This is a genomic window from Bacillus sp. LQ01, from assembly GCF_057624735.1.
This window is the reverse complement of record NZ_JBYEZL010000002.1, coordinates 207,383-232,102: the sequence shown is the minus strand read 5'-3', so window position 1 is coordinate 232,102 and position 24,720 is coordinate 207,383. Positions and strand designations below refer to the sequence as shown.

The window sequence follows — 24,720 nt, the reverse complement described above, 5'->3', positions numbered from 1 at the left end:
CAAACCGCTCGATTTTATCTGATCAAATTCACTAAATATGAAAACGTTTCATCATTAGCAAATTTTATACTCACGATTTTAATTTAAACATCGTCCGACATATATTTCAAGTGAAAAAATTGTAACACCAAGAAAAAATATATATTACAGATTTCAAAAAAATTCAGTTAAATCTTGTATATATTTAAAAATATGACATATTATATAAAACTGTACTACATAAATCACTAATGCTGTTACATATACCTAGCTTTATTTATGTGTTGCAAACCAAGTATTTAATTGATCCATAATGTCTTCCATCGCCTTCATGTTAGAGAATTTAGGCAACTCCACTAATAACGCCTGTTTTGGCATTGTTACATTAGCGCCTTTCTTTTGGAGAACAAATATACTTTTTGCATTTTTCTCGTTTTTAAACATGGAAACAGGAAGCTGTAATAACCCTTGAATAAAGCATGTTTCTTTAATAAATGCATGTAATTTCGGTGCTTGGTCACTTTCAAAAATGAAGTTTGGTACTAAGAAGAATAAGTAACCGCCCTCTTTCGTATGTTTCACACTTTGTTCAATAAATAAGTGATGGGCATACGACATTCCTTCATCTGCTTTTAATTTATATTCACTTGCACCGATTTCGTTTGGATAATAACCAACCGGTAAGTCTGAAACGACTGCATCAACTGGATCGATATAAAGTGGTGCTAGTCCATCTTGATGGAAGAATTCGATTGCATGCTTTTGTAAATTTGCATTTACTAAAGCAAGTTTAATTAGCACTTCATCCACTTCTACACCAAATCCACTCATTGTTAGTCCTTCTTTAGCGCTATTAAACACTGTAGTCATTAAGTTACCTGTTCCAATTGCAGGATCTAAAACTGTAATTTCATTTTGACCTTGCATAAATTTATGGAATAAGTAACTCATGAACATCCCAACTGCATCAGGTGTCATTTCGTGATTCGCTTGTACGCCTTCTTTCATTCCTTTTAAGATGGCTAACTGAAATGCTTTACGAATTTCTTCACCTTTATATGTTTCTTCATTAAACGTACTATATTCACGATTCAGCCTTTCAATTGCTGATTCGGATAATTCCTCTTGTAAAATCGCTCCCTCAAACAAGTTATCGCCTGTTTCTACAAGCGCCTCTAAATATGTTACATCTAATTCTTTACGTAAAACTACCGCAGAAGAATCAAAAATAGAAAATAATGTTTCTACTGTCTGACTCACGTACATTCCTCCTTCTCTCTTTTACACATAACTTATATCATACCACAAAGTGATTTTTTCCAAAAAGAAAAAGCGACCTCCTGTAAAGAGCTCCCCTTTAGTTATATATGATATAACGTTTTTTCTCATATATCGATGCCGTTACAGAGCAATATATGAGAAAAAACGACCTCTTTATAAGAGGTCATTTTCTTCACATTACTTCGCAGATTTAGCTGCTTCTAATGCTGCTTCATAGTTTGGATGGCTTGTACCTTCGCTTACGTATTCTACGTAAACTACTTTGTCATTGCTATCTACTACGAATACTGCACGAGCAAGTAAACGAAGTTCTTTCATTACTAAGCCGTAAGCTTCACCGAATGAAAGGTCACGGTGGTCAGAAAGTGTTACAACATTTTCTAAACCGTTTGCTGCACACCAGCGTTTTTGAGCGAATGGTAAATCAGCGCTAATTGTTAATACTTTTGCGTTTTCAATACCTGCTGCATCTTGGTTAAAACGACGTGTTTGTGCATCACACACACCTGTGTCGATTGAAGGTACAACACTAATTAATTTCACTTCGCCTTTGTATGTTTCTAAACTTACTGGAGATAAGTCGTTTGCTAATACTTGGAAGTTTGGCGCTTGATCGCCAACTTTAACTTCTGTTCCAACTAAAGTCATTGGATTACCTTTAAAAGTTACGTTTGCCACTTGAAAATCCTCCCTTATTTAAACAAAATATGTACAATGTAAATGATAGTTTGTCCCTATCGATAATGCAAATAAAATCGCTTTATTTACAAAAAAATTAAAGAAGCTAACCTATTGATTAGCTTCTTTATTCGTTAAATTTGAAATTCAGGATCATCTTCTTTTCGTTTATCCATCATTTCTTTCACTTTATCAACAGCTTGTGGCGCTAATTCAATTATTTTATCGATGACATGTGTTTGTTTATCTAAGTGCAATACTTTCACACCATCTCCATTTATAACAAGAAAAGCAACAGGATTAATAGAAACTCCTCCACCACTTCCCCCGCCAAATGGATGGCGGCCTGAATGTTCTACTTTACCAAATTCACTTCCACCAGCAGCAAATCCGAAACTTACTTTCGAAACAGTAAGAATTACACTTCCATCTGCCGCTTTAATTGGGTCACCAACAATTGTATTTACATCAGTCATTTGTTTTAAATGCTGCATTGCTGTTGTCATTAAACCTTGAATTGGATGTTCCATTCTATATCCCCCCTATGCTTGAACAGATTTTTCTGTCATACCAGATCTTTGCTTCCTCATAAATATGAGCAATTTCACCGCTGTTTTTATAGTGCGGAATATACGAAAAGATGCTGTTAACTCACATCTTGATGCAAATCCTTTTCCTTGAAAAACTGGGGTAATTTCAAATTCTGGTACGTCGACAATATGCATATATTGTCCGACAACTCCAGCAGCCATACCTTTTGTCCCCCATGCATATCCAGTGACAATTCCAGTACTAGCTGCGTCGCCTGCTCCAATTTGTGTATGCCATTTCCAACCATTGATTTTCACTCGTTTGAGAAAATCTTTAACAATAGTATGAACTTCTTGAAGCTTTTTTATCAGTTCACCAATGCTGTCAAGTTGCGCCATAATTTTATTATCGAGTCCGCCGTCCTCTTCAGCTTTTTCGATTTTCTGTCCTGTCTTTTTCTGCTGTTTTTCAATTCTTTCCAACACATCAAATGTATATCGAATCATCCATATTTTCACTTGAAGCAAACATTTCTTTTCCATTTCTGAATATAAAAATGTCACCTTAAGCTTTATTTTTGACAATAGTATAAACAAAATAAAAAGAAGAAGAATTATTATTCCAATTACGAGCCACTTCATACGTATCATCCTTTCACTCCGTACCCATTATCGACAACTTTATTCATCATTAAACAGAGTTCTATAAGATTGAATATAAAAATTTTTCTAAAAATAAAAAGGTGTTTTGACATTTTATATCGAAATATATTATTTGAACATATCATCAGGGAACGGACTCTAATGATATGTAGCACGAAAAACAGAAAATTTAACTGCAGTGGAGGGATACATAATGGCAGATCGTCGCAATTTATTTTTCTTTTATGGTGATGACAAAGCAACGCTCGTTGAAAAAATGAAACCAATCTATCGTATTTTAGAAGAGAATGGATTTACCATATTAGATCATCCAAAAAATGCAAACGCTATCGTCAGTGTTGGAGATGATGCAACCTTCTTACAAACCGTTCGTAAAACTGGTTTTAGGGAAGATTGCTTATACGCAGGGATTTCTACGAAAGATGAAACTTCGTTCTACTGCGATTTCCATATTGATCACGTTGATACAGCCCTTCAAGAAATTACAAAAAATGAAATTGAAGTGCGTAAATATCCAACAATTCAGGTAGATGTAGATCACAGTACATCTTTCCATTGTTTAAATGAGTTCTCATTACGTTCTAGTATTATAAAAACATTCGTTGTAGATGTTCACGTTGATGATTTATATTTCGAAACATTTAGAGGTGACGGTTTAGTAGTTTCTACCCCAACAGGAAGTACTGCTTACAATAAATCATTGCATGGCGCAGTTGTTGACCCACTTATTCCATGTTTCCAAGTAAGCGAACTAGCATCTTTAAACAACAACACTTACCGTACGCTCGGTTCACCTTTCATTTTAAATCACGAACGTACATTAACTTTAAAACTAAGACCAGACGGTAACGATTATCCTGTTATCGGCATGGATAACGAAGCGCTTAGCATTAAACAAGTGGAAAAAGCTGTTGTACGCTTAAGCGATAAACAAATTAAAACAGTTAAATTAAAAAACAATTCTTTCTGGGAAAAAGTACAGAGAACGTTTTTATAGGATTAAAATAACCGCAGAATTATGGAATTCCATAATTCTGCGGTTATTTATTTACCCCGATTGGCGCGGACAATACTCTCTTACTATCCACCCGTTATTCTTGTCAGTTTTTGTCGGTAAGTCGATATATTTTAATAATCGCTCATATATTTCGAGTTACGATAGATATATTTCAATAATCGCTTATATATTTCGAGTTACAGTCGATATATTCCGAAAATCGCTGATATATTTTTACGCATTTTTTCTATAGACAACTTGGCCATCTATTACGGTCATTTCTGCTTCTACTTCTTTTATTTCTTCTGCCTCAATTTCAAAAATATTGCGGTCTAATATTGTAAAGTCTGCTTCATATCCTTTTGTAATTTGCCCTCGCTTCGCTTCTTTTCCGATTGCATAGGAACTTCCTGTTGTAAATAAAGAAACAGCCTCATATACCGTTAATCTTTCCTCAGGCATATAGCATACACCGTCAATAAAACTTCTACGTGTAACAGCGCTATATATACCTAGAAACGGATTTACTTGTTCAATGGGGGCATCTGAGCCACCATTACAATGTAGCCCTGCTTCCAGTAATGTCTTCCAAGCATACGCATAACGAAGACGGCGCTCTCCTAGTTTTTCAATGACTGACGGAAAATCTGATGAAAGAAAGACTGGCTGTATATCTATAATGACTTGCAAGTTTTTCATTCTTTCAATTAACTCCTCACGAGCAAGCTGACAATGAATAATGCGGTCACGTAACCCTTTTGCTGGTGGATATAATTCGAGTGCATCAATGACATATTCAAGCGATAAATCACCGATAGTATGAATCGCAACTGGCATATGTAAATCTCGTGCTTTCTTCACTAATTCTGCAAGTTCTTCACATGAGAAAATCGCAACCCCATTCGTTTCCTTCGCATCTTCATACGGTTCACTTAATAATGCTGTTCTTCCGCCAAAAGAACCGTCAGAAAAAATTTTCATTGCCCCAAATTCAATATAATGTTCATTTTCATATTCTTTTCGTTCATGTGCTACTTCATGGTGAACGAGCAAATGGGCTTTAAATGGCATTTCTTTTATCACATGAGAAAACGCATTATGCGTTTTTCTAAAACCACCATAATAATTTAAATCTTCCGTATGCCCGCCAACAAGTCCGTATTTCCAGCAATCTTTAATCGCTGTTTGCAGAGCTCTTTGTAAATAAGCTTCATCAATTTCTGGCTGAACATGTTTAATTAATTCTTGCCCTTGTTCATATAAAAGTCCTGTTAACTTATTTGATGAATCTCTGCCAATTTTCCCGCCTTTTGGATCTTCTGTCGCTTCTGTTATATTCGCTTCTTGCAGTATGTATGAATTCACCCATGTAACGTGACGACAAACTCTCTTTAATAAAATAGGATGGTCTTTCGAAATTTCATCTAAATCACGCGCGTGAACATCTTTCGTATCTGTAAAGTTATTTTCATTCCATCCTTCTCCAATAATCCAAGAGCCCTTTGGAGCTTCTTCCACTCGCTTCTGAACAAGAGTCAGTACTTCGCTATAAGATGTACAATTTGATAAATCTAGACGGAGTAATCTCTCTCCATGCCCAATAAGATGCATATGGCTATCAACGAGACCTGGGATCATTGTTTTTCCTTTTAGGTCATGTAACTTTACGTTTGAATATCTGCTTTCTAATTCTCCCTTATTACCAGCATCAACAATTATGCCGTTTTCAACGTAAACAGCGTCCACTTTTTCATTTTCTTCTCTCATTGTGTAAATGGTGCCGCCATACCAAATTTCTCCCATATATCCCATCTCCTTTATTTTTTATTGTATAAAAAAAAGCACCATTTCAAAACATGGTGCTTTTCTAAAAATTACTTTTGTTCAGTAGTAGACGTTGTAACTTGCCATTCAATATTAAATTTATCTTTTACTTGTCCGTATGCTGGGCTCCAGAATGTTTCTTGAAGTGGCATGATAACTTCTCCACCTTCTTGTAACTTATCGAATACTTCTTTTGCTTTTTCTGCATTACTAATTTGAATTGCGATTGTTACTTGAGATCCGATTGCATGTCCTTGACCTGGGAATGTATCAGAAATCATAAGATCCGTATTACCAACTTTTAAAGTAGCGTGTAAAACGCGCTCTTTCGCTTCAGCTGGAATCGGGTATTCTGGATTTTCAGGCATGTCACCAAAAGTTTGCATGACTTCTACTTTTGCATCTAAAGCCTCTTTATAAAACTGTACAGCTTCTTGCCCACTACCATCTAAAACTAAGTACGGATTAATACCTAAAATCATACGGACACCTCTTTTTTAAGTTTATAAAATCGAACTTGTGTTCGTTTTTATATTATCATTGTTTTGCATTTCATTCAACTATTTACTTCACTGTTTTCAAAATTATTTTGACGGAATCTCCATCTCTTGTTTTCTAAGTTCAATACGGCGAATTTTTCCAGAAATCGTTTTTGGTAGTTCATCTACAAATTCAATTTTGCGAGGGTATTTATATGGTGCAGTAAGTTCTTTGACGTGTTGTTGGAGTGTTGGAATTAATGTTTCTTCGTTCTTTTCTATATTCTCTCTTAATACGATAAATGCCTTCACGACACTTCCACGAATTTCATCAGGACTTGCGACAACTGCACATTCTCTTACGTAAGGATGTTTTACAAGTGCATCCTCTACTTCAAACGGCCCGATTGTATAACCAGAGCTAATAATGATATCATCACCGCGCCCTTCAAACCAGAAGTAGCCGTCTTCATCTTTCTTCGCTTTATCACCTGTAATATAATAATCACCGCGGAATTGCATCGCTGTACGTTCATCGTCTTTGTAATATTGTTTAAAGAGGGCCGGCGTTTCAATGTGAACTGCAATATCACCAACTTCGCCTACTTTAACCGGAGTACCTTCCTCATTTACGATATCGACGTGGTTACCTGGCGTTGGTTTCCCCATTGATCCTGGTCTAATATCCATCCCTTTCATTACACCAACAAGTAATGTATTTTCCGTTTGCCCATAGCCGTCTCTTACTGTAATATGAAAGTGCTTTTGGAACGTTCCAATGACTTCTCTATTTAATGGCTCACCTGCTGATACAGCGCTATGTAACGCCTCTAAATTGTACTGGCTTAAATCTTCTACCTTTGCCATTAATCTATACTCAGTCGGTGTACAACAAAGCACATTCACCTTATTATCGTCTAATAAGTTCAGGTATGTTTTCGGTTCAAACTTACCGTGATATACAAATCCTGTTGCCCCTGATCCTAGCGTTGCTAAAAACGGGCTCCAAATCCACTTTTGCCAGCCTGGACTAGCTGTTGCCCATACAATATCATTCTCTTCAATTCCGAGCCAATTTGGAGCGCTCGTACGTAAATGAGCGTATGCCCACGCATGTGTATGAACGACACCTTTCGGATTTCCTGTCGTTCCTGACGTGTAAGATAAAAAGACCATATCTTCTTTATCTGTCTTCGCCATTTCTAACATGTCACTCTCTGTTTCTAATGCTGTTTTTAAATTAATCCATCCATCTACTGACTGCTCGCTCAGGACAAATTTTTGAAGAGATTCCATCGCTTTTATATCATCAAACTGCCTAATGTACGGCTCATAGCTTACTATCGCTTTTACTTCTCCATGTCCAATTCGATATTCTATATCTTTTTTACGTAACATTTCCGAGCTTGGAATTACGACAAATCCTGCTTTAATAGCAGCAATATACGTCATGTACGCTTCAATTAAACGCGGCATCATAATGAGAAGCTTGTCCCCTTTTTGCAAACCACTTTTTATAAAAGCGTTTCCAATTTTATTCGCACCTTGCATTAATTCAGCGTATGTAACTTCCCTTCGATTCCCTTTATCATCTTGCCAAATTAAAGCTAACTTCTCTTTATCACCTGTATATTTCTCTATTTCAGAAACTAAATTATAAGACGGTGGCGCCAACAATTCTTCTCTCTTCATAAAATATCCTCCCTTTTCTTTATGCCTCCTTTATATAATAAAGAATTTTCTGTTAATTTTGAACCCTCTTCTTTTGACAAATTTTTCAGTTCTGTCGAATTACTAAATGAAATTACATCAACTTACCGACAAATGGCAACACAAAAAAGAAAGAGCGGGAGAACCCGCTCTTTCTAAGCCATCATATGGGATTATTTTTGGTAACCGCCTAATTGTTGCTCAGCTAGTGAAACTAGACGTTTAGTGATTTCACCACCAACAGAACCGTTAGCGCGAGCTGTTGCATCAGCTCCAAGTTGAACACCAAACTCTTGAGCGATTTCGTATTTCATTTGGTCTAATGCTGATTCAGCACCAGGAACCGCTAATTTATTTGTGCTACGTGACATGTTATATCACCTCCTTGTGAGTATAGAGTGTGATAAATAACATGACTTCATACACGTTTTAGATATGGTAATTTATGGTTTTAGAAAAGTTCTTCAAATTTTTCTTCTTCCGCCACTACTTCTACCGTTTGTAATACCATTGTTTCTTTGTTCGCTACAGCTTCATCGATTAATGGCGTGAAATCGTATTTCGCTTCAAAGCGATTTGCTTTTTCACGTTTCGGCTTCGTCGCTGGGCTTGCTGGTGTAAATACAGTACAGCAATCTTCATATGGACGAATTGAAATATCATACGTGCCGATTTCTTCAGCGATTTTAATAATCTCTAATTTATCCATCGTAATAAGCGGACGAATAACTGGGTAGTTTGTTACTTCGTTAATCGTATGCATACTATCTAACGTTTGGCTTGCTACTTGCCCAAGACTTTCACCAGTCGTAATTGCAAGTGCGTTACGCTCCTCAGCAATACGCTCTGTAATACGCATCATCATACGGCGCATAACCGTCATTGAATAGCTAGATGGGATTTCTTTATTAATCGTTTTTTGCACTTCTGTAAACGGAACAAGGTGAAGCGTTACTCGTTTACAATACTTCGTTAACTCTTGCGCTAAATCGATTACTTTTTGTTTTGCACGCTCACTTGTGAAAGGTGGACTATGGAAGTGAACTGCTTCCACAGATACGCCACGTTTCATCGTTAAGTAAGCTGCTACTGGGCTATCAATGCCACCAGAAAGAAGTACCATTACTTTTCCGCCAACGCCAACTGGTAAACCGCCAGCTCCCATACGCTCATCACACATAATGTAGCTATAACCACTGCGAATTTCTACACGTACATTTACATCTGGATTATGAACATCTACAGTAATATCTTCTGTATTTTCTAGAATGTGTCCACCAATCTCAGGTAATAATTCCATCGTTCTCATTGGGAAATGCTTATAAGAACGGTGTACAGTAATTTTAAATGTTTTCACATCGCCTTTTACTTGTAAGAAAGCTGCTAATGCACCTTTTTTAATGTCTTCTAATTCTGATGGTACTTTCATCGCTAAGTTAAACTTATGAATACCAAATACATCTTTCAATCTTTCAGATACCGCTTCATGATCTTCGCCATTTAATTGGATGTACATACGGTCATGTGTTGCATCGATTTTAATATTTGGGAATTTTTTCAGTTTGAACTTCACGTTATCTTTTAATGTGCTTACAAATTTAGAACGGTTCTTACCTTTTGTCGTCATTTCTCCATAACGCACTAAAATATATTCATATTTCAACATAATTTCTTTACCTCATCACTTCATATAATTTTGGCATCGTCTCTTTTACAATACCTTCAAATTGTTTTACTTCTTCCATTGTGTTTTCTGGTGCCAAACTAATACGAATAGCGCTTGCAGCTGCTGCATGCGGCACTCCCATTGACACTAACACTCTGCTCACTTCATTTGCTTTTGAAGAACAAGCAGATTTCGTTGACACATATACACCGTGTTCTTCTAAAGCATGAACGACTACTTCTGGTTTTAAACCAACAAATGATACATTTAAAATGTGCGGTGCTGCATATGCAAGCGACGTGTTAATCGTTACATCTTCCATCTCTTTAAAGAAACGAACAAGCTCTGCTTGTAAACTTTGCAAATGAGCTACCTTTTCTTTCACTTGTTCCATTGTCATGCGAAGTGCTTTCACCATCGCTACAATGCCAGGTAAATTCTCTGTACCAGAGCGATACTTAAGCTCTTGTTGACCACCTGATAAAATCGGATCTAATCTTACGCCATCGCGTACATAAAGAAGACCTGTTCCTTTTACACTGTGGAATTTATGTCCAGATATTGAGCAAAGATCAATATGAGAAGCATATAAATCAAGCGGTACTTTTCCTATCCCTTGTACATGATCTACATGGAATCTTATTTTCGGATGATTCGATAATAACGTTCCAATTTCAGCAACGGGTTGAATTGCTCCAGTTTCGTTGTTCACATGAATAATTGACACAAGAATCGTATCTTCACGAAGCGCTCGTTTCACATCTTCTACCGATACAACACCATGCTCGTTAACCGGTAAATATGTTACATCAAACCCGAGTTCTTCTAATTGCTTATATGCTTCAAACACAGACGCGTGTTCAATATTTGTTGTAATGATATGTTTGCCACGCGAACGATTCCTCATCGCTATCCCTTTAATCGCAAGGTTATTTCCTTCCGTTCCACCTGATGTAAAAATAATTTCAGAAGGTTTAACACGAAGAAGCTGCGCTGCAATCGTTCTTGATTGTGTTAATAGACGCTCTGCCTCTCCTCCAAGCGAATGAATAGAAGAAGGATTACCAAAATATTTCCCAGCAACCGTCACGTACGATTGAAGAGCTTCTGGATATGGCTTCGTCGTCGCACTATTATCAAAATAGATCATCGTTCTTCCCCTTTCAGCGCTATCACATCGTATAATCATATCATAAATACGTGTCATTACGCTAAGACTACGCAAAGGTTCCGTTTTATCTCGATTGGTGAAGGCTAATAATTGGCGAGGATGCCCTCCCATTACAGTTTCACTTTATCCCGCGTTAACGGGCAATAAGACTCTCACCTCAAAATCCAGTTAGAGCAAAGAAGTTAGATGAGAGATTAACTGCCCGTAAATGTCCGATTGGTGAAGGCTAGTAATCAGTGGGGATGAATCCTCCCACCGATTACAGTTTCACTATATTTTGAAACGAATAACCTTGCTGTATTCCGCTATTCATTATAGCAACATCGCCTGCAAAATTACATAAAAAAACAAACCCTTTTATGAAAGGGTTTGTTCATTGTCTACATATTCAGCTATTTTTTGAACAACGCCAGGTTCAAGTTGCTCTAACACTGAAGCCGCTTGTTCTAAAGCTGCATCGTATTGGTATTCACGGAATAATTTCTCAGCATAATTTAAACTTTCTGCTAGGTTTTCATCATGACTACGGTAACGGTTACCGTACTGAATTAATTTTTCCACTAAATATGCTTGTCCAATTAACTCTTCTGTCATTTCAGCTACACCGTTCACAGTTGTGTATGCTTCTTCTAAACTGCTATTTACAGCGTTCATATTTAACGGCTTCACTTCTAATTGTTCATATACAGCTTGCATTGCCATTTGCCCTCTTTTTAAATCTTCCATAATACTCTCTGGAAGACCTGGCAAATTCGACTTTTGCATAAACCGTTTCGTTTCGAAAATAGTATTTCGCATTTCTTGTAACTTCTCACGTGCTTCAAATTCTTCTTTGCGCATCGCTTGCAGCATTTCTTTGTATTCTGCATGAAGTACTTTTAACGTTTCACATTGCTCATAAACCTCTTCTAGTTCCTCACGAATAATAGAGAAGGCAATATCTTGTTCTGCAACGCGTAATTGCAGCATTTCAAAACGTTTCGTTAAAATGTGCATTTGCTTTTCAATTACTTTTTGAGACTCAATGTCTTTATCTTGTAACTGATAGCTTTGTTTCACAAGTTGTGTTTCTGTTTTCGTTTCAATCGTTTCGATACGCATTTCTTCTAAGTCATCGTAAACAGAAAGTGTTTTTTGCTCCACATAATGTCTCGCATGTACTTCTTGTTCCAATTGATCGTAGAAGCCATCTAAACGTGTTTTTAAGTTTTCTACTTTTTCAGCCGCTTCTGTTATATGAAGCTCCTGTATATCCATTAAACATGTTTGTAGTTGTTTCGTCATATCGCGAACTTCTTTAGGGACTTCCAAATAATCTAATACATAACCTTGTCTTACCATATCATTATGTCCGTGTAATAAATCTTCCAGCTGAACTGGTAACGTCGCTTGGCACTCTACCAATAAATCTGGAATTTGGTGAATAATGATTTCTAAATCTGCTAAACCTTCTTCCAAACTAATAACAATTTCTCTCGCTTTTAAATAGTCGCCATTGTTTGTTGCTTCTTCAAAGGTTTTAAATTTCTCAGATTCAGCGTCTAGCATCTCTTCGATTTTCTGCTCTGCTGCTCCATACATATGTCTATGAGCAAGAACACTCTTTTTCATACTACGATATGTATCACGTAACCCTTCAATTTCCGAGCTATTTTTCTCATGGCTTTCTAACAATTGCTGTAATTCATTTAAAATGTCCGTAATACGATTATCAGCGTCATCTAAACCACTTATGGATTCGTTCATCGCATGCTTTGCTTTTCGGAAGGAGAATTGCGAGGCGAATTTTCGCGCTTGCGCTAAATCTTTGTCAGCTTTCGGAAGGGTTGTTGATACAATTTCATCCCATTCTTCACGCCATTTACCAAACAGTTCTTCTGTTTGACCCGTCATGTTTAAATCTTTTACCCGTTTTAGTTCATCTGCCACAGGTTTATCTTTTATCTCTTGTTTCCACTGCTCCAGTGCTTCAATATCTTTATATGAACGATTTCTTATCACAAGCTCTATCATGAGCAGCACTAGAATAGAGCTTACTACAATGATAACGATCGTCAGGATAGAATCCATGCAAAAAAGCCTCCTAGTTATATCTCTTTTTTTGTCCGTTCCGTTTATGAAATGGAAGGCATTATGTATAAAAAGGGAATTCCCCTATATTTAACAACTAACAATGTACTAATCATACCATGTAATGGTTTGTTTTTGACCTAGTTTTTTTAAAAATTTCATGTTCCTTTCAATGTGATTGTAATCTTTCTCAATATTCCGCCTACCTCACTACCTATCCTCAAATGATTGTAATAACAAACAATCTTTCGTATGGGATACGAAATAAATTTTCCGCATGAGTGGTGGTTCAACAGAAATTACATGTACATTTCCTTGCCTTACAGACTGCTCTACTGCCCTTTCTGGAAGTAACGTGATACCAAGGCCAGCTTTTACCATTGCAAGCATCGGTTCTGCGTAAGATGTTTCCACAGCTATAGTTGGTTTTACACCTATTTCATGAAACATGTTCATAATCATTTTCCTTACATCACATATTTCTGGATATACAATTAATTTTTCATTGTGCAGCTCTTCTATTTGAATGACTATCTTCTCTTTGTACGGATGATTATTTGAAACGGCACAAACAATTTTTTCTTGTTGCACTTCTTTTATATACGTAGCACCTTCTACTACTGAATCGATGAACATCGCGTCAATCTCCCGCGCTTTAAATAACTCTCTTAATACTTCCGTATGTCCGATTTGCCATTCCACTTCGCACTCATCACCTAATATATCTTTACATTCTGATATGTAATGCTCCGCTAAACTCGGTAGTATACCAATTGAAAACTTCCGGTTCTCTTGATACCCCCTCATTTCTGTTTTCACTTCATTTATTTGTTCCAAAATCGGTAACATTCTTTTTATAAATAACTCTCCTGCCTCCGTTAACTCTACTCCTTGCGCAGAACGTTTAAGTAAAGTAACCTCTAAATCCGCTTCTAACTTTTGAATTTGTTTACTAAGCGCTGGTTGCGATATATGTAAAATCTTACTTGCCTTTGATAAACTTCGCGTATGCTTCACTTCAATAAACGATCGTACTGCCTCCAAATCCATCGTACACACCTCTAACAAAAAGTTATAACCGTTATAAGAAATCGATATTTCCTCCTATAAACAATTACTCTTTATACTTATTTCATCAACTTACTATAACGAAATGTAAAGGGGAAAGATACTCTTGAACAAAAAACAAATGCTACTCGGATCCTTTCTATGCTTACTCGCCGTCACTGCCTGGGGATTTATGTTTCCTGTAATGGCAAATGCTCTGCAATTTATCGATCCATTCTTCTTCACAACGATTCGCTATGGATCAGCAGCTATTATTTTTCTTATTTTGCTATTAATTACTGAAGGAAAGACTTCACTCCGCTTAGAAAAAAGAACACTTTCTCTATTCTTTTACGGGACAGTCGGTTTCGCGGGGTATGGTTTTCTCGTTTTCTACGGACAACAACTTGCCGGACCTTCCGGAGCAATCCATGCAGCTATGATTCAATCCCTTATGCCACTAATTGCCTTATCACTGCAATGGATAACGAAAAATCGCCGCCCACAAAACTATACATTCCTTTGTATGTTCGTTGCATTACTTGGTGTTATGCTTGTCATTTCAAAAGGAAATATTGAATTACTATTTGGAGCTGCAAGCCACTTATCAACAAATATATTGATGCTATGCGGCGTTACTTGCTGGGTCATTTATACAAACGGGGGTGCTCGTTTTCAATCTTGGTCACCACTTAGGTACACGACATTAACTTGTTTATTTGGCTCCATTTCACTCATCGTTATTGTTACTTTCTTAACGTACACAAATATAGTTACTATGCCGTCACTGCGTACAGTTGTGAGCGTTCGTTTTGAACTCTTTTATATGTCGATTATCGCAGGCGTTATCGCTGTATTTTGCTGGAATATGGGAAATCGCTATATTTCATCTATTAACGGCATATTATTTATGAATTTAGTTCCTATCCTTGCACTGATTGGTTCTATCTTTCGAGGTTATACAGTCGATAAAATTGAAATCGCTGGAGCTGCATTAACAATTATCGCACTATTATGTAACAATTTATGGCAAAGAAAAGTAAACATAAAAATCCCCACCTCAGTTCGTTAGGTGGGGATTCTTCACATATGAACAGCTCTTGGCCATTCATGGTACATATTCGCTTTACATAATGCTTGTTCCATCCATTGCTCAATCTCTTTCGTGTACATCTCTATAAAAAATGTCTCAGACGGGAAAGAATGCAGTACTTCTGATATATATTGTGGATATAAAAACGGCATATTTATCATACCTTTTAATTGCGTCATAAACATTGTAAATGATACTTTCTGAAATTCTTGTTTCATTTGTCCTTGTCTAATCATTTGTTCTATATAATATCTTTCTTTAGAAAAATAAACGGTCATCACTTCACGAATTAATGTCGTATCAAGCGAAAGCTCTCGGTAGAAGAAACGTGTTAGTTCTCTATTTTCAAATTGATATCGTAAAATCCCTCGCACCATTTGCACCATCACATCTTTAGCCGACAAATACTCTCTCTGTTCAAACGACATTTCAATCACATGAATATATCCTTCTAAAAAATCAGTAATAAGCTGTTCTAATAAACCTTGCTTCCCAGCAAAATAATATGAAATATTCGCTACATTCACATCCGCTCGCTTTGCAATGTCTCGCACCGACGTTCCATCATAACCTTTCGTATTAAACAACGATATTGCCGCATCAATTACTTTTTGTTTCGTCTGCTTCATGCGCTCACTTCCCTTCAATGAACAGCTATAGTTTAAATTTCTTGACTTTTAAGACAAATTCCTTTAATTTTCTATCGACAAAGTCATGTGAAATACATCGTATTTTGCTAATATTTTACACATCTCGATAAAAAAGGAGCTGTTTCCATGTTTACTAAAGAAAGTTATGCAGGATCTCGCGTGCAGCAATATGAGACAGTAATTAAACAACTGGATGCGTTATTAACTGGCGAATCAAACGTAGTCGCAAACTTATCAAATGCGTCCGCATTATTAAACCAATTTTTAGATCGCGTTAATTGGGTTGGCTTTTACGTAACAGAAGGAAATCAGCTTGTCCTTGGACCGTTCCAAGGAATGCCTGCTTGCGTACGCATTCCATTTGGACGAGGCGTTTGCGGCGTAGCAGCTGAAACGAAAACAACGCAGCTTGTAGCGGACGTTCACCAATTCCCAGGTCACATCGCTTGCGATAGTGCTTCTAATTCGGAAATCGTTGTACCGATTGTGAAAGAAGGAGCTGTCATTGGTGTACTGGACATTGATAGTCCTGAAAAAAATCGTTTTGATGAAGTAGATCAGCGCTATTTAGAAAAGTTTGTGGAAACACTCCTAAAACATATGTAAAAAGAAAAGAGCGAGTTATCGATTTAGTACGTCCTGTACAAAACCGATAGCTCACTCTTTTTTCATTGATTAACAGTAGATATTTTCTTTAATGCCTGCTCTAAATCAGAAACGATATCCTCCCACGATTCTAAACCGACCGATAAGCGTATTAAATTATCGAAAATGCCCATTTCTTTTCTTAGTTCCGCTGGAATCGCAGCGTGCGTCATCGTTGCTGGATGCTGAATTAACGTTTCTGTATCTCCTAAACTCACCGCAATTGTAATAAAGTGAAGATCATTAATAAACGCTTGCGTCTCTTCTTTTCCGCCTTTTACTGAAAAAGAAATAACACCGCCCCCGCGTTTCATTTGACGAGATGCTAACTCCCCTTCTGGATACCAAACACCTTCTACCGCATCATGTTTTCTTAAGAACGATACAATTTTTTCTGCATTATCACAATGACGATCCATTCTTACTGCTAACGTCTTTAACCCACGTAATAATAACCACGCATCAAACGGCGCCATAATACCGCCGATATCCTTTCGCATCGGGCGAATCTTTTCAGCTAATGCTTTCGTTTTACAAATTGTTACACCTGCTACAACGTCACCGTGACCACCAATATATTTTGTCGCACTATGCACAACAGCGTCACAGCCAAGCTCAAGCGGCCTTTGTAAATAAGGTGAACAAAACGTATTATCAACAATAACAAGTAAGCCTTTTCGCTTCGCAACCCGAATCACTTGTTTTAAATCAATTAATTTCATTGTCGGATTAATTGGTGTTTCAACGAAAATAAGCTTTGTATTTGGGCGAATTTTATTTTCAATATCAACCTCTGTCTCCATATCACAAAACGAATGCGTAATCATAAATTTTTCTTCTAACACTTCTAAAAAACCGTACGTGCATCCGTATAATCCATTTGAACAAATAATATGATCTCCAGCCTTTAAAAAACCGATTAAAGTCGCTGAAATAGCTGCCATACCAGATCCGAAGGCAAGTGCCTCTTCTCCTCCTTCTAACACCGCCATACGTTCTTCAAATAATTTCACAGTTGGATTTCCAAGCCGTGAGTAAATATAAGATGGATCCACTCCCGCAAAACTCGCCTCTCCTTGCTGCGCAGTCTCAAATGTAAATGTAGAAGTTTGAAATAAAGGTGGTGTTAAACTTCCTTTATGTTCCTCAGGTGTATAACCGTGATGAATTAACGCTGTCTCCATATGCTTCTTTTTCATAAAAACATCCCCCTTATGTTTTTATTGCCGCATATTCATCCATAAAAATTTGATGAACGTTTTCCTTCATTTTATGTAAACGTTTTATTTGTGTTTCTATCTCTTCTTCTATATTGTTTTAAATTCCTTCTTATATTAATTTCCAAAATTTATATGCATAAAACAAAAACGTACTCGCTTGACGAAACTCTGGGTAAAAGATATAATAGCGTTTGTGTAAAATAAAAAGGCAGCCTTGTAATGTGAGTTTATCGTTTGTATTTTGTTCCTCTACGGAGGTGTATCTCGTAACTCCCTGCTGCTGGAGCGAAGGTACATGAAAACAAAATGCCCGTAAATATCGATTACGTCTGTTTTTATTTTACGTAAATAAAAACATTTTTAAAGGAGGAGTCAACTATGGCTCGTTATACAGGTCCAGCTTGGAAACTGTCTCGTCGTCTTGGAATCTCTCTAAGCGGCACAGGAAAAGAATTAGAAAAACGCCCTTACGCACCAGGTCCTCACGGTCCTAACCAACGTAAGAAACTTTCAGAATACGGTTTACAATTACAAGAGAAACAAAAACTTCGTCACATGTACGGCATGACTGAGCGTCAATTCCGTCGCACATTTGACCAAGCAGGTAAAATGCCTGGTAAGCACGGCGAAAACTTCATGATCCTTCTTGAAGCTCGTCTTGACAACTTAGTTTACCGTATGGGCTTAGCTCGCACTCGTCGTGCAGCTCGCCAATTAGTAAACCACGGTCACATCATGGTTGATGGCGCTCGCGTAGATATCCCATCTTACCGTGTAAAACCTGGTCAAACTATCAGCGTTCGCGAAAAATCTAACAGCCTTGTTGTTGTTAAAGAAGCGATCGAAGTTAACAACTTCGTACCAGAATACTTAACTTTCGATGCTGACAAATTAGAAGCTACTTACACTCGTCACGCTGAGCGTTCTGAGTTACCAGCTGAAATCAACGAAGCATTAATCGTAGAGTTCTACTCTCGTTAATCTCGGTACTCTGCAAAGAGTATTATTAAAAGCCTTAGGAACCTTGTTTATCAAGGGACCTGGGCTTTTTTTATTAAATATAGCCTGTATATGTATAAAAACGGAACAATGTAACAAAATAAAACTTAGCCCTCTCTCTAAAATTTCATCCATTTTTATCCACATTAATAAAAACCTACCCCATAATTCATTTTTCTTTGCTGTACTCTCCTTTTGTTAACATTATTTTTACAACGTATTTATTTGTACATAATCTATACCTTCCCTTTTTCTATTCACATTCAACTTAAAAACCTCTTCATCACCCGAGCATCTGAATAAGATTAAAAAAACTTAATGAACAAGTATCTCTTTAACTGTCAAATTATTAGAATATTCAATTTACAACCCCTTCCTTAAATTGGTATTATTTTCTTGTAAGGGGAGGGAAAGTTACTAGAAGGAAGACATATTTCAGAGATTCCAACATCTAATAAAAAATTCAAAAAAATAGATGAATATATCAAGCTAGCAAAAGAAAAATATGATATTGATATTAGATTTAGGGAGGAATAATTGATGGCGTATGATTTAGAACCCGAAATTAAAGAGGTACTTGAGAAAATTGATTTTATTCAGAGATATAAAGCATTATCAAAACAATTTCCAGATAGAGAAAACACATTTGAAAACTATGAAAACGAAAAAGTAATTGCAGTATTTGAGTCTCTTGGCTATAAAGCTCGTTTCATGAAAAAAGAAAACTTTTTTATTGTTGGTGAGGTCAAGAATAAAAACATCTATACTTTTAGATTTAATATTAGTTTAAAACATGGCCTTGTTGAGTTTATTTGGTCTGCACGACATAATGGTGCAATAAGAGCTGGAGATCCATGGGCTATGTTTGTAGCAATATTATCAAATGATACAAAAAAAATACTTCGTCCATGCTTCCACAGTTACGATGAACTCAAAGAAATCATGAAAATCGCCTTTGAAATGTACGAAGATTTCAAGCGAGAATTAATTCCTATTTATTCATAATTTCACCTTAAAAATACATGAAGTAATGACTAAAAAACAAGGACAGACTTAAGGTTTTAGGAGAATTAATTATGAACTTAAGATTAAAACCAGAAATAGAAACAGCACTTAAAAAAATTGACTTTGTTAATAGATACACAGAACTTTCTTCTTTTTCGAGAGAAAATTATGATGCCGAAGAAATCATTCCTAATCCCAATATTGAAGAAATTCAACAAATACTTGAAAAGCTAGGTTATAAATCAGTTTATGATAAAAAAGAAAAGTTTTTAAAAGTTGGAGAACTAGGTGATAAAAAAGAAAATTTATTTTATTTTCATATTGGTATTAAAGTAAACGTTCTGAATTTTACTTGGGTAGTTTATCATAATGATGAACTAAGATTAGGTAGTCCATGGAGTCTATATTCAAGACTTTTAATTTCTCCAGATACTAGAATTAAGCCCGTACTATTTAGCGATTATGACAGCTTAGAAAAAATTTTAAAAATTGCTTTAGGTATGTATGAAGATTTTAAACAAGAATTAATTCCTATCTATTCATAATTTTATATATAAGAAAGGCAATCTTATCTTATATATAAAAAAAGAAAATCCGACTCACAAGAGCCGGATTTCTTCATTTAACTAAAATTTATACCGTTCTATTCGATTTCGAACGTTTAATTGAGCAGGATAGACTAACAACACCTCATTGGAAAAACTCGCTCTAAGACAAAAAGAGATAATGAGTATTTGATAAAAGGCGAGATACCAAAAGACTATTTCAAAATTCATGAATAAGAGGGTGCAAATATGAAATTATACTTTAAAGATACTGAAATAGGTGAAATCAGAGACATTTTTGCAGAAACACCATGGATGTATGGAACAATACATTTAAATGATAATAGTAAACCCTATCAAGAATATTTTCGTGAAATGGTAGACGAAGACAGTACTTTTGGCTTTGAAAGTATTGACCCTGAATTTCTAGACGATGAAAATTGGTCCGTTTTCGATGAAAACGAAGAGAAATATTTAGGAATCGGCATTCCAGCAATCCACATTGAAGATACCACGATTGCATGGCGATGGAGATAAAAATCACACAAAGAAGAACGCCTGATTAATATTTAAACTAACGTTTACGCTAGCTTTTCCTTTGTTTCGAATCAAATATCATGGAAAAGGAATATTTGATTTTACTGGTGAAAATATTATAACTAAGATACTTCAAAATGAACTGTATCAAGCAAATTATACATTTGTAAAGACTTCAATTTCACGTACGAAAAAAGAAACAAATTCAGGGAAAATTTTGAGACGTATTTGAAAGAAATGAAAGGTAAATATGCTATTAGGATTAGATTTAGGGAGGAATAATTGATGGCATATGATTTAGAACTTGAAATAAAAGAGGTACTTGAGAAAATTAACTTTGTAGAAAGATATAAAGCTTTATCAGAAAAATTTTCTAATAGTGAAAATACATTTGAAAACTATGAAAATGAAAAAGTATTTGAAGTATTCGAGACTCTTGGCTATAAAGCTCGTTACAATAAAAAAGCAGACTTTTTTATTGTAGGTGAAGTAAAAAACAAAGATAGCTACGCCTTTAGATTTAACATCAGCTTAAAATATGGTGTTGCTGAATTAATTTGGGAAGCATGGCATAATGATGAAGTTAGAGTTGGAGACCCTTGGGACGTATTTATAAGATTGTTATCAAATGACATGGGAAAAGTACCCATGTTATATTTCCACAGTTACGATGAACTCAAAGAAATCATGAAAATTGCCTTTGAAATGTACGAAGATTTTAAGCGAGAATTGATTCCTATTTATTCATAATGTAAAAAGCTACCGAAGACACCAAAACAGTTACTTCGAGTAGCTTTTATTTATATATATTAAAGTTATTTATTTTCCTCTTTTTGAACATATACATAAGCATCTTTCTGCTCTTTATGTATATCAACTTTCGAATTCTCTGCAAGTTGACCCGCGTTTAGCAAAGAAAAAATAATCAACGCTTCTAGTGACATTTCGTTTTACCACTCCTTTCTAATTGTTATACGTTTATCATACCGCTTACATGTGATTTCCGTATGAACTCGAAAAGGAGATTAAAACAAAAAAGCTTTGAGGAAATTCCTCAAAGCTTTTTATTTATTAGTAACGAATTAAGAAATATTTCTTCTTACCGCGGCGAATGATTGTGAATTTACCTTCGATGCGGTCGTTTTCTGTTACAACGTAGTCTAATGCTTGTGTACGCTCACCGTTCACGTAGATTGCGCCGTTCGTTACATCTTCACGTGCTTGACGTTTTGATGGAGAGATTTTGCTTTCTACAAGTAAGTCGATTAATACTGTATCTTCTGCAGTACGTTCTACAGATGGTACGTCTTTGAATCCTTGCTCGATTTCGCTTGCAGTCAGTTCTGCTACAGAACCGCTGAATAATGCAGCTGAAATTTTAATCGCTTGCTCTAATGCTTCTTCGCCGTGAACAAGTTTTGTCATTTCAGAACCTAATGCTTTTTGTGCTGCACGTTTTTCTGGCGCTTCAGCTACTTGCTTTTCAAGCTCAAGAATTTCTTCATGAGATAAGAATGTGAAGTATTTTAAGTATTTAACAACGTCGCGGTCATCTGTGTTAATCCAGAATTGGTAGAACTCGTAAGGAGTTGTTTTCTCTGGGTCTAACCAAATTGCGCCGCCTTCTGTTTTACCAAACTTCGTACCGTCAGATTTTGTAACAAGTGGAATTGTTAAACCGAATGCTTTCGCATCTTCTTCTGATTTACGGATTAATTCAAGACCAGCTGTAATGTTACCCCATTGGTCACTACCACCGATTTGCAGACGGCAATTATGTTGTTGGTATAAGTTTAAGAAGTCGTATGATTGTAAAATCATGTAACTGAACTCAGTGAATGAAATACCAGTTTCTAAACGAGATGCTACTGTATCTTTTGCTAACATATAGTTTAAACCGAAGTTTTTACCGATATCGCGTAAGAATGAAATTACATCTAAGCTACCAAGCCAGTCGTAGTTGTTAGCCATCGTTGCTGGGTTGTCCACGTTTTCAAACTCTAAGAAGTTTGAAAGTTGGTTTTTAATGCTTTCTGTGTAGTAAGCAACTGTATCTTTCGTATTTAATGTACGTTCTGCTTTTTTACCACTCGGGTCACCGATCATACCAGTACCACCGCCAACAAGTGCGATTGGTTGGTGACCAGCTAATTGGAAACGACGTAACATTAATACTGGTAACATATGACCAATGTGTAAGCTATCCGCTGTCGGGTCAAAACCACAGTATAATTTAACGCTTTCTTTTTCTAATAATTGCTCAAGGCCCTCAGCATCTGTTTGCTGATTAATTAGACCGCGAAATTCAAGATCTTGTAAAATACCCATATCCTACATACTCTCCTTTAAGTTCATTACTGGCGTGAAGGTTGAAAACATAAAAAAATCGTCCCTTCAAATAAGGGACGATTTTGATTATCGCGTTACCACCCTAGTTGCAGGCAAAAAAGCCTACCACCTTATTTACATAACGGCTTAGCACCGTCTTTTCCCTTTTGAATACAATTCAATCGAAAAAAGATGCTCTAGGGGCGTAATTCGCGATCATCTATGTGCTGATTTTCACCGGCCATCAGCTCTCTAAAACAGGGAAATGATCACTACTTCTCCCTTTCCACGCTCAATTATTCATATACTTTTCTTTATACCATCATTTATATAGGCGTGTCAAATAGAGGTCAGGTTTCCCTTCTTGTCAATCCTTTACAACACCATAAAGAGTATCGTAATAAGAGAAAGAATTGGAACCCCAACTAATAACGATACATGAAACACAATCGATAAATCATTCCCAATGGTCGCCTCCACAGGATCTTTCGCTGGGGAACCAAGAAACCCGATTAATCGATCGAATCGACTTACCGTTTTTGGAAAGTCTGGTATTTCTACATGATCACTATCTAAATGTTGCTTTAACTTATATTCACTCTTAAAGGGATTTTCGCTCAATTTCGTCCACCTCCAGCAATTGTTTCAATTTCTTTATCCCGTTATGAAGTCTCGATTTCACCGTTCCAATCGGAATGTTTAATATCTCTGCAATTTCTTTTTGCTGCATGTCATGATAATAAGAAAGGATTAGGACCGCTCTTTGCTCTTCTGGAACTTTCAAAATTGCTTCTCTTACTGTGAGCCGATCTTCGTGAGAAAATTCTTTTTCCGGAATCGGCACTAAAAATGGCAAAAGCGTACGCCACTTTTTTCTCCTATTTAATTTATTAATCATAAGACGATAACCAATTTGAAATAAATACGTTTTTATTTTACCTTTTTCAAGTTCATACATATGTTTCTTACGCTCTAGCGTCAAAAACGTATCTTGCACAAGATCGATACTTAATTGTTCATCTCGGTTAAATCGATATAAAAATGTGTATAGCGCTGGTTTGATTAAAACATATAGTCTTTCTCCCGCTTGTTTATCTCCACTTTGATACGCAAGCATGAGCTCCTCCTCAATCCCAATCTGCGCCATGATTTTTGATCTCCTTTATTCCTTTTAACGTTAATGAAATACGGGAAATTAAATATGCAATCGCAATAAAAATCCACAATTGTGATTGATTTGTAAAAAATTGCACATATGGGTTTTGAATCGTAAATCCCATTGTAACTAAAGTATTTAACGCTTGCACACATATGCATGCATACAACGCAAGGCAGATAGAAATAGTGTCAAATACATTCCAGCGAAAATACACTTTTGTTTTTGTAAAATCAATTTTATATCCATTTTTCCGTACTATATGTTTTCTATCAAATGGAATAATGATTGAAAACATAACACCCATTATAACTCCAGCTGTAAGCATTGATACTCTATATCCAATTGGTATCGGTAAGAAAAGACCACAAGAAAATACAACTATAATTCCAATTACAGCAAAAGTAAGAAGTAATTTATTAGACATAAAAAAGCCTCCCTCATCTA

At 36.1% G+C, this 24,720-nt stretch carries 27 protein-coding genes and 1 other annotated feature; of the genes, 8 read left to right on the top strand and 19 right to left on the bottom strand.

Annotated elements, in window-relative coordinates:
• Positions 1-252: 252 nt before the first annotated feature.
• The 4 genes from AC22L0_RS13525 to AC22L0_RS13510 all read right to left on the bottom strand — a co-directional run bounded on the left by AC22L0_RS13525 (position 253) and on the right by AC22L0_RS13510 (position 3,119).
• Entirely contained in the window at positions 253-1,239 is a 987-nt protein-coding gene (locus AC22L0_RS13525; RefSeq protein WP_000084367.1) for a class I SAM-dependent methyltransferase, read from the bottom strand.
• 198 nt (positions 1,240-1,437) lie between these two features.
• Complete coding sequence (tpx, locus tag AC22L0_RS13520) at positions 1,438-1,938, bottom strand: thiol peroxidase (protein ID WP_000024529.1); 501 nt, start codon at positions 1,936-1,938, stop codon at positions 1,438-1,440.
• A gap of 134 nt (positions 1,939-2,072) precedes the next feature.
• On the bottom strand, positions 2,073-2,468 hold the full coding sequence (gene ytfJ / locus AC22L0_RS13515) for a GerW family sporulation protein (RefSeq protein ID WP_000400935.1): 396 nt from the start codon (positions 2,466-2,468) through the stop codon (positions 2,073-2,075).
• Between the two features lie 12 nt (positions 2,469-2,480).
• Positions 2,481-3,119 carry a DUF2953 domain-containing protein gene (locus AC22L0_RS13510; RefSeq protein ID WP_002101410.1) on the bottom strand — a complete coding sequence of 213 codons (639 nt, stop codon included), beginning with the start codon at positions 3,117-3,119 and terminating at the stop codon, positions 2,481-2,483.
• A 205-nt stretch (positions 3,120-3,324) separates the two neighbouring features.
• Here AC22L0_RS13510 and AC22L0_RS13505 point away from each other — a divergent pair, with 205 nt between their 5' ends.
• Positions 3,325-4,128: an NAD kinase gene (locus AC22L0_RS13505; RefSeq protein WP_000785187.1), complete on the top strand. Its 804-nt coding sequence runs from the start codon at positions 3,325-3,327 to the stop codon at positions 4,126-4,128.
• Positions 4,129-4,362: 234 nt separating this feature from the next.
• Here AC22L0_RS13505 and AC22L0_RS13500 read toward each other — a convergent pair whose 3' ends face one another.
• From AC22L0_RS13500 to AC22L0_RS13465, 8 genes are all read right to left on the bottom strand, one after another.
• Positions 4,363-5,931 (bottom strand): amidohydrolase, encoded by a 1,569-nt coding sequence (locus tag AC22L0_RS13500; protein ID WP_000503989.1) that lies wholly within the window; start codon positions 5,929-5,931, stop codon positions 4,363-4,365.
• A gap of 71 nt (positions 5,932-6,002) precedes the next feature.
• On the bottom strand, positions 6,003-6,434 hold the full coding sequence (locus tag AC22L0_RS13495; protein ID WP_000600350.1) for a VOC family protein: 432 nt from the start codon (positions 6,432-6,434) through the stop codon (positions 6,003-6,005).
• Between the two features lie 102 nt (positions 6,435-6,536).
• Positions 6,537-8,123 (bottom strand): acyl-CoA synthetase MbcS, encoded by a 1,587-nt coding sequence (mbcS, locus tag AC22L0_RS13490; RefSeq protein WP_000817757.1) that lies wholly within the window; start codon positions 8,121-8,123, stop codon positions 6,537-6,539.
• 191 nt (positions 8,124-8,314) lie between these two features.
• Positions 8,315-8,512, bottom strand: a complete 198-nt coding sequence (locus AC22L0_RS13485) for an alpha/beta-type small acid-soluble spore protein (protein ID WP_000091640.1) — start codon at positions 8,510-8,512, stop codon at positions 8,315-8,317.
• Between the two features lie 80 nt (positions 8,513-8,592).
• Positions 8,593-9,807, bottom strand: coding sequence for a tRNA uracil 4-sulfurtransferase ThiI (gene thiI / locus AC22L0_RS13480; protein WP_000922341.1), 1,215 nt, complete (start codon positions 9,805-9,807; stop codon positions 8,593-8,595).
• Between the two features lie 7 nt (positions 9,808-9,814).
• Positions 9,815-10,957: a cysteine desulfurase family protein gene (locus AC22L0_RS13475; protein ID WP_000638992.1), complete on the bottom strand. Its 1,143-nt coding sequence runs from the start codon at positions 10,955-10,957 to the stop codon at positions 9,815-9,817.
• A 378-nt stretch (positions 10,958-11,335) separates the two neighbouring features.
• Positions 11,336-13,048 (bottom strand): septation ring formation regulator EzrA, encoded by a 1,713-nt coding sequence (ezrA, locus tag AC22L0_RS13470; protein ID WP_000377303.1) that lies wholly within the window; start codon positions 13,046-13,048, stop codon positions 11,336-11,338.
• A gap of 210 nt (positions 13,049-13,258) precedes the next feature.
• Positions 13,259-14,098, bottom strand: coding sequence for a LysR family transcriptional regulator (locus AC22L0_RS13465; RefSeq protein ID WP_000362527.1), 840 nt, complete (start codon positions 14,096-14,098; stop codon positions 13,259-13,261).
• A 124-nt stretch (positions 14,099-14,222) separates the two neighbouring features.
• Between AC22L0_RS13465 and AC22L0_RS13460 the strand changes: the two genes are divergently transcribed.
• Positions 14,223-15,167, top strand: a complete 945-nt coding sequence (locus AC22L0_RS13460; RefSeq protein WP_061138918.1) for a DMT family transporter — start codon at positions 14,223-14,225, stop codon at positions 15,165-15,167.
• Positions 15,168-15,178: 11 nt separating this feature from the next.
• Here the strand turns inward: AC22L0_RS13460 and refZ are convergent, their stop codons facing one another.
• On the bottom strand, positions 15,179-15,817 hold the full coding sequence (gene refZ, locus AC22L0_RS13455; protein ID WP_000814921.1) for a forespore capture DNA-binding protein RefZ: 639 nt from the start codon (positions 15,815-15,817) through the stop codon (positions 15,179-15,181).
• A gap of 147 nt (positions 15,818-15,964) precedes the next feature.
• Here refZ and AC22L0_RS13450 point away from each other — a divergent pair, with 147 nt between their 5' ends.
• Positions 15,965-16,444, top strand: coding sequence for a GAF domain-containing protein (locus AC22L0_RS13450; RefSeq protein ID WP_000494340.1), 480 nt, complete (start codon positions 15,965-15,967; stop codon positions 16,442-16,444).
• Between the two features lie 62 nt (positions 16,445-16,506).
• Here the strand turns inward: AC22L0_RS13450 and megL are convergent, their stop codons facing one another.
• The gene (gene megL, locus AC22L0_RS13445) at positions 16,507-17,682 is read right to left on the bottom strand and encodes a methionine gamma-lyase (RefSeq protein ID WP_000726572.1); all 1,176 of its coding nucleotides are present in this window, start codon (positions 17,680-17,682) and stop codon (positions 16,507-16,509) included.
• A 399-nt stretch (positions 17,683-18,081) separates the two neighbouring features.
• Here megL and rpsD point away from each other — a divergent pair, with 399 nt between their 5' ends.
• The 5 genes from rpsD (at position 18,082) to AC22L0_RS13420 (ending at position 21,539) form a co-directional block, all read left to right on the top strand.
• Positions 18,082-18,684, top strand: a complete 603-nt coding sequence (gene rpsD / locus AC22L0_RS13440) for a 30S ribosomal protein S4 (protein ID WP_000135317.1) — start codon at positions 18,082-18,084, stop codon at positions 18,682-18,684.
• Between the two features lie 558 nt (positions 18,685-19,242).
• Positions 19,243-19,707, top strand: a complete 465-nt coding sequence (locus tag AC22L0_RS13435; protein ID WP_000312820.1) for a hypothetical protein — start codon at positions 19,243-19,245, stop codon at positions 19,705-19,707.
• Between the two features lie 71 nt (positions 19,708-19,778).
• A complete protein-coding gene (locus tag AC22L0_RS13430) occupies positions 19,779-20,252 on the top strand; it encodes a hypothetical protein (RefSeq protein ID WP_063245309.1) in 474 nt (157 codons plus the stop codon).
• Between the two features lie 249 nt (positions 20,253-20,501).
• A complete protein-coding gene (locus tag AC22L0_RS13425; RefSeq protein WP_000780767.1) occupies positions 20,502-20,789 on the top strand; it encodes a hypothetical protein in 288 nt (95 codons plus the stop codon).
• Between the two features lie 285 nt (positions 20,790-21,074).
• Positions 21,075-21,539: a hypothetical protein gene (locus AC22L0_RS13420; protein WP_063245311.1), complete on the top strand. Its 465-nt coding sequence runs from the start codon at positions 21,075-21,077 to the stop codon at positions 21,537-21,539.
• A gap of 65 nt (positions 21,540-21,604) precedes the next feature.
• Here AC22L0_RS13420 and AC22L0_RS13415 read toward each other — a convergent pair whose 3' ends face one another.
• From AC22L0_RS13415 to AC22L0_RS13395, 5 genes are all read right to left on the bottom strand, one after another.
• Positions 21,605-21,733, bottom strand: coding sequence for a hypothetical protein (locus AC22L0_RS13415; protein ID WP_000050940.1), 129 nt, complete (start codon positions 21,731-21,733; stop codon positions 21,605-21,607).
• 127 nt (positions 21,734-21,860) lie between these two features.
• Positions 21,861-23,117, bottom strand: coding sequence for a tyrosine--tRNA ligase (gene tyrS, locus AC22L0_RS13410; RefSeq protein WP_000512092.1), 1,257 nt, complete (start codon positions 23,115-23,117; stop codon positions 21,861-21,863).
• Between the two features lie 70 nt (positions 23,118-23,187).
• Positions 23,188-23,415: a binding site (T-box leader), on the bottom strand.
• A 77-nt stretch (positions 23,416-23,492) separates the two neighbouring features.
• Entirely contained in the window at positions 23,493-23,738 is a 246-nt protein-coding gene (locus tag AC22L0_RS13405; RefSeq protein WP_001293778.1) for a hypothetical protein, read from the bottom strand.
• Positions 23,719-24,264 (bottom strand): RNA polymerase sigma factor, encoded by a 546-nt coding sequence (locus AC22L0_RS13400; protein WP_000057201.1) that lies wholly within the window; start codon positions 24,262-24,264, stop codon positions 23,719-23,721. Before AC22L0_RS13400 ends, AC22L0_RS13405 begins: the two co-directional genes overlap by 20 nt.
• Positions 24,245-24,700: a hypothetical protein gene (locus AC22L0_RS13395; protein WP_000066457.1), complete on the bottom strand. Its 456-nt coding sequence runs from the start codon at positions 24,698-24,700 to the stop codon at positions 24,245-24,247. The genes AC22L0_RS13400 and AC22L0_RS13395 overlap by 20 nt, the downstream gene beginning before the upstream one ends.
• Positions 24,701-24,720: the final 20 nt, after the last annotated feature.

What these genes read in the sequence shown, in the direction of transcription:
- ytfJ (WP_000400935.1), bottom strand. Translation starts at nt 2,468, where the DNA reads ATGGAACATCCAATTCAAGGTTTAATGACAACAGCAATGCAGCATTTA.
- AC22L0_RS13510 (WP_002101410.1), bottom strand. Translation starts at nt 3,119, where the DNA reads ATGATACGTATGAAGTGGCTCGTAATTGGAATAATAATTCTTCTTCTT.
- AC22L0_RS13505 (WP_000785187.1), top strand. Translation starts at nt 3,325, where the DNA reads ATGGCAGATCGTCGCAATTTATTTTTCTTTTATGGTGATGACAAAGCA.
- AC22L0_RS13500 (WP_000503989.1), bottom strand. Translation starts at nt 5,931, where the DNA reads ATGGGAGAAATTTGGTATGGCGGCACCATTTACACAATGAGAGAAGAA.
- AC22L0_RS13495 (WP_000600350.1), bottom strand. Translation starts at nt 6,434, where the DNA reads ATGATTTTAGGTATTAATCCGTACTTAGTTTTAGATGGTAGTGGGCAA.
- mbcS (WP_000817757.1), bottom strand. Translation starts at nt 8,123, where the DNA reads ATGAAGAGAGAAGAATTGTTGGCGCCACCGTCTTATAATTTAGTTTCT.
- AC22L0_RS13485 (WP_000091640.1), bottom strand. Translation starts at nt 8,512, where the DNA reads ATGTCACGTAGCACAAATAAATTAGCGGTTCCTGGTGCTGAATCAGCA.
- thiI (WP_000922341.1), bottom strand. Translation starts at nt 9,807, where the DNA reads ATGTTGAAATATGAATATATTTTAGTGCGTTATGGAGAAATGACGACA.
- AC22L0_RS13475 (WP_000638992.1), bottom strand. Translation starts at nt 10,957, where the DNA reads ATGATCTATTTTGATAATAGTGCGACGACGAAGCCATATCCAGAAGCT.
- ezrA (WP_000377303.1), bottom strand. Translation starts at nt 13,048, where the DNA reads ATGGATTCTATCCTGACGATCGTTATCATTGTAGTAAGCTCTATTCTA.
- AC22L0_RS13465 (WP_000362527.1), bottom strand. Translation starts at nt 14,098, where the DNA reads ATGGATTTGGAGGCAGTACGATCGTTTATTGAAGTGAAGCATACGCGA.
- refZ (WP_000814921.1), bottom strand. Translation starts at nt 15,817, where the DNA reads ATGAAGCAGACGAAACAAAAAGTAATTGATGCGGCAATATCGTTGTTT.
- AC22L0_RS13450 (WP_000494340.1), top strand. Translation starts at nt 15,965, where the DNA reads ATGTTTACTAAAGAAAGTTATGCAGGATCTCGCGTGCAGCAATATGAG.
- megL (WP_000726572.1), bottom strand. Translation starts at nt 17,682, where the DNA reads ATGAAAAAGAAGCATATGGAGACAGCGTTAATTCATCACGGTTATACA.
- rpsD (WP_000135317.1), top strand. Translation starts at nt 18,082, where the DNA reads ATGGCTCGTTATACAGGTCCAGCTTGGAAACTGTCTCGTCGTCTTGGA.
- AC22L0_RS13435 (WP_000312820.1), top strand. Translation starts at nt 19,243, where the DNA reads ATGGCGTATGATTTAGAACCCGAAATTAAAGAGGTACTTGAGAAAATT.
- AC22L0_RS13430 (WP_063245309.1), top strand. Translation starts at nt 19,779, where the DNA reads ATGAACTTAAGATTAAAACCAGAAATAGAAACAGCACTTAAAAAAATT.
- AC22L0_RS13425 (WP_000780767.1), top strand. Translation starts at nt 20,502, where the DNA reads ATGAAATTATACTTTAAAGATACTGAAATAGGTGAAATCAGAGACATT.
- AC22L0_RS13420 (WP_063245311.1), top strand. Translation starts at nt 21,075, where the DNA reads ATGGCATATGATTTAGAACTTGAAATAAAAGAGGTACTTGAGAAAATT.
- AC22L0_RS13415 (WP_000050940.1), bottom strand. Translation starts at nt 21,733, where the DNA reads ATGTCACTAGAAGCGTTGATTATTTTTTCTTTGCTAAACGCGGGTCAA.
- tyrS (WP_000512092.1), bottom strand. Translation starts at nt 23,117, where the DNA reads ATGGGTATTTTACAAGATCTTGAATTTCGCGGTCTAATTAATCAGCAA.
- AC22L0_RS13400 (WP_000057201.1), bottom strand. Translation starts at nt 24,264, where the DNA reads ATGGCGCAGATTGGGATTGAGGAGGAGCTCATGCTTGCGTATCAAAGT.
- AC22L0_RS13395 (WP_000066457.1), bottom strand. Translation starts at nt 24,700, where the DNA reads ATGTCTAATAAATTACTTCTTACTTTTGCTGTAATTGGAATTATAGTT.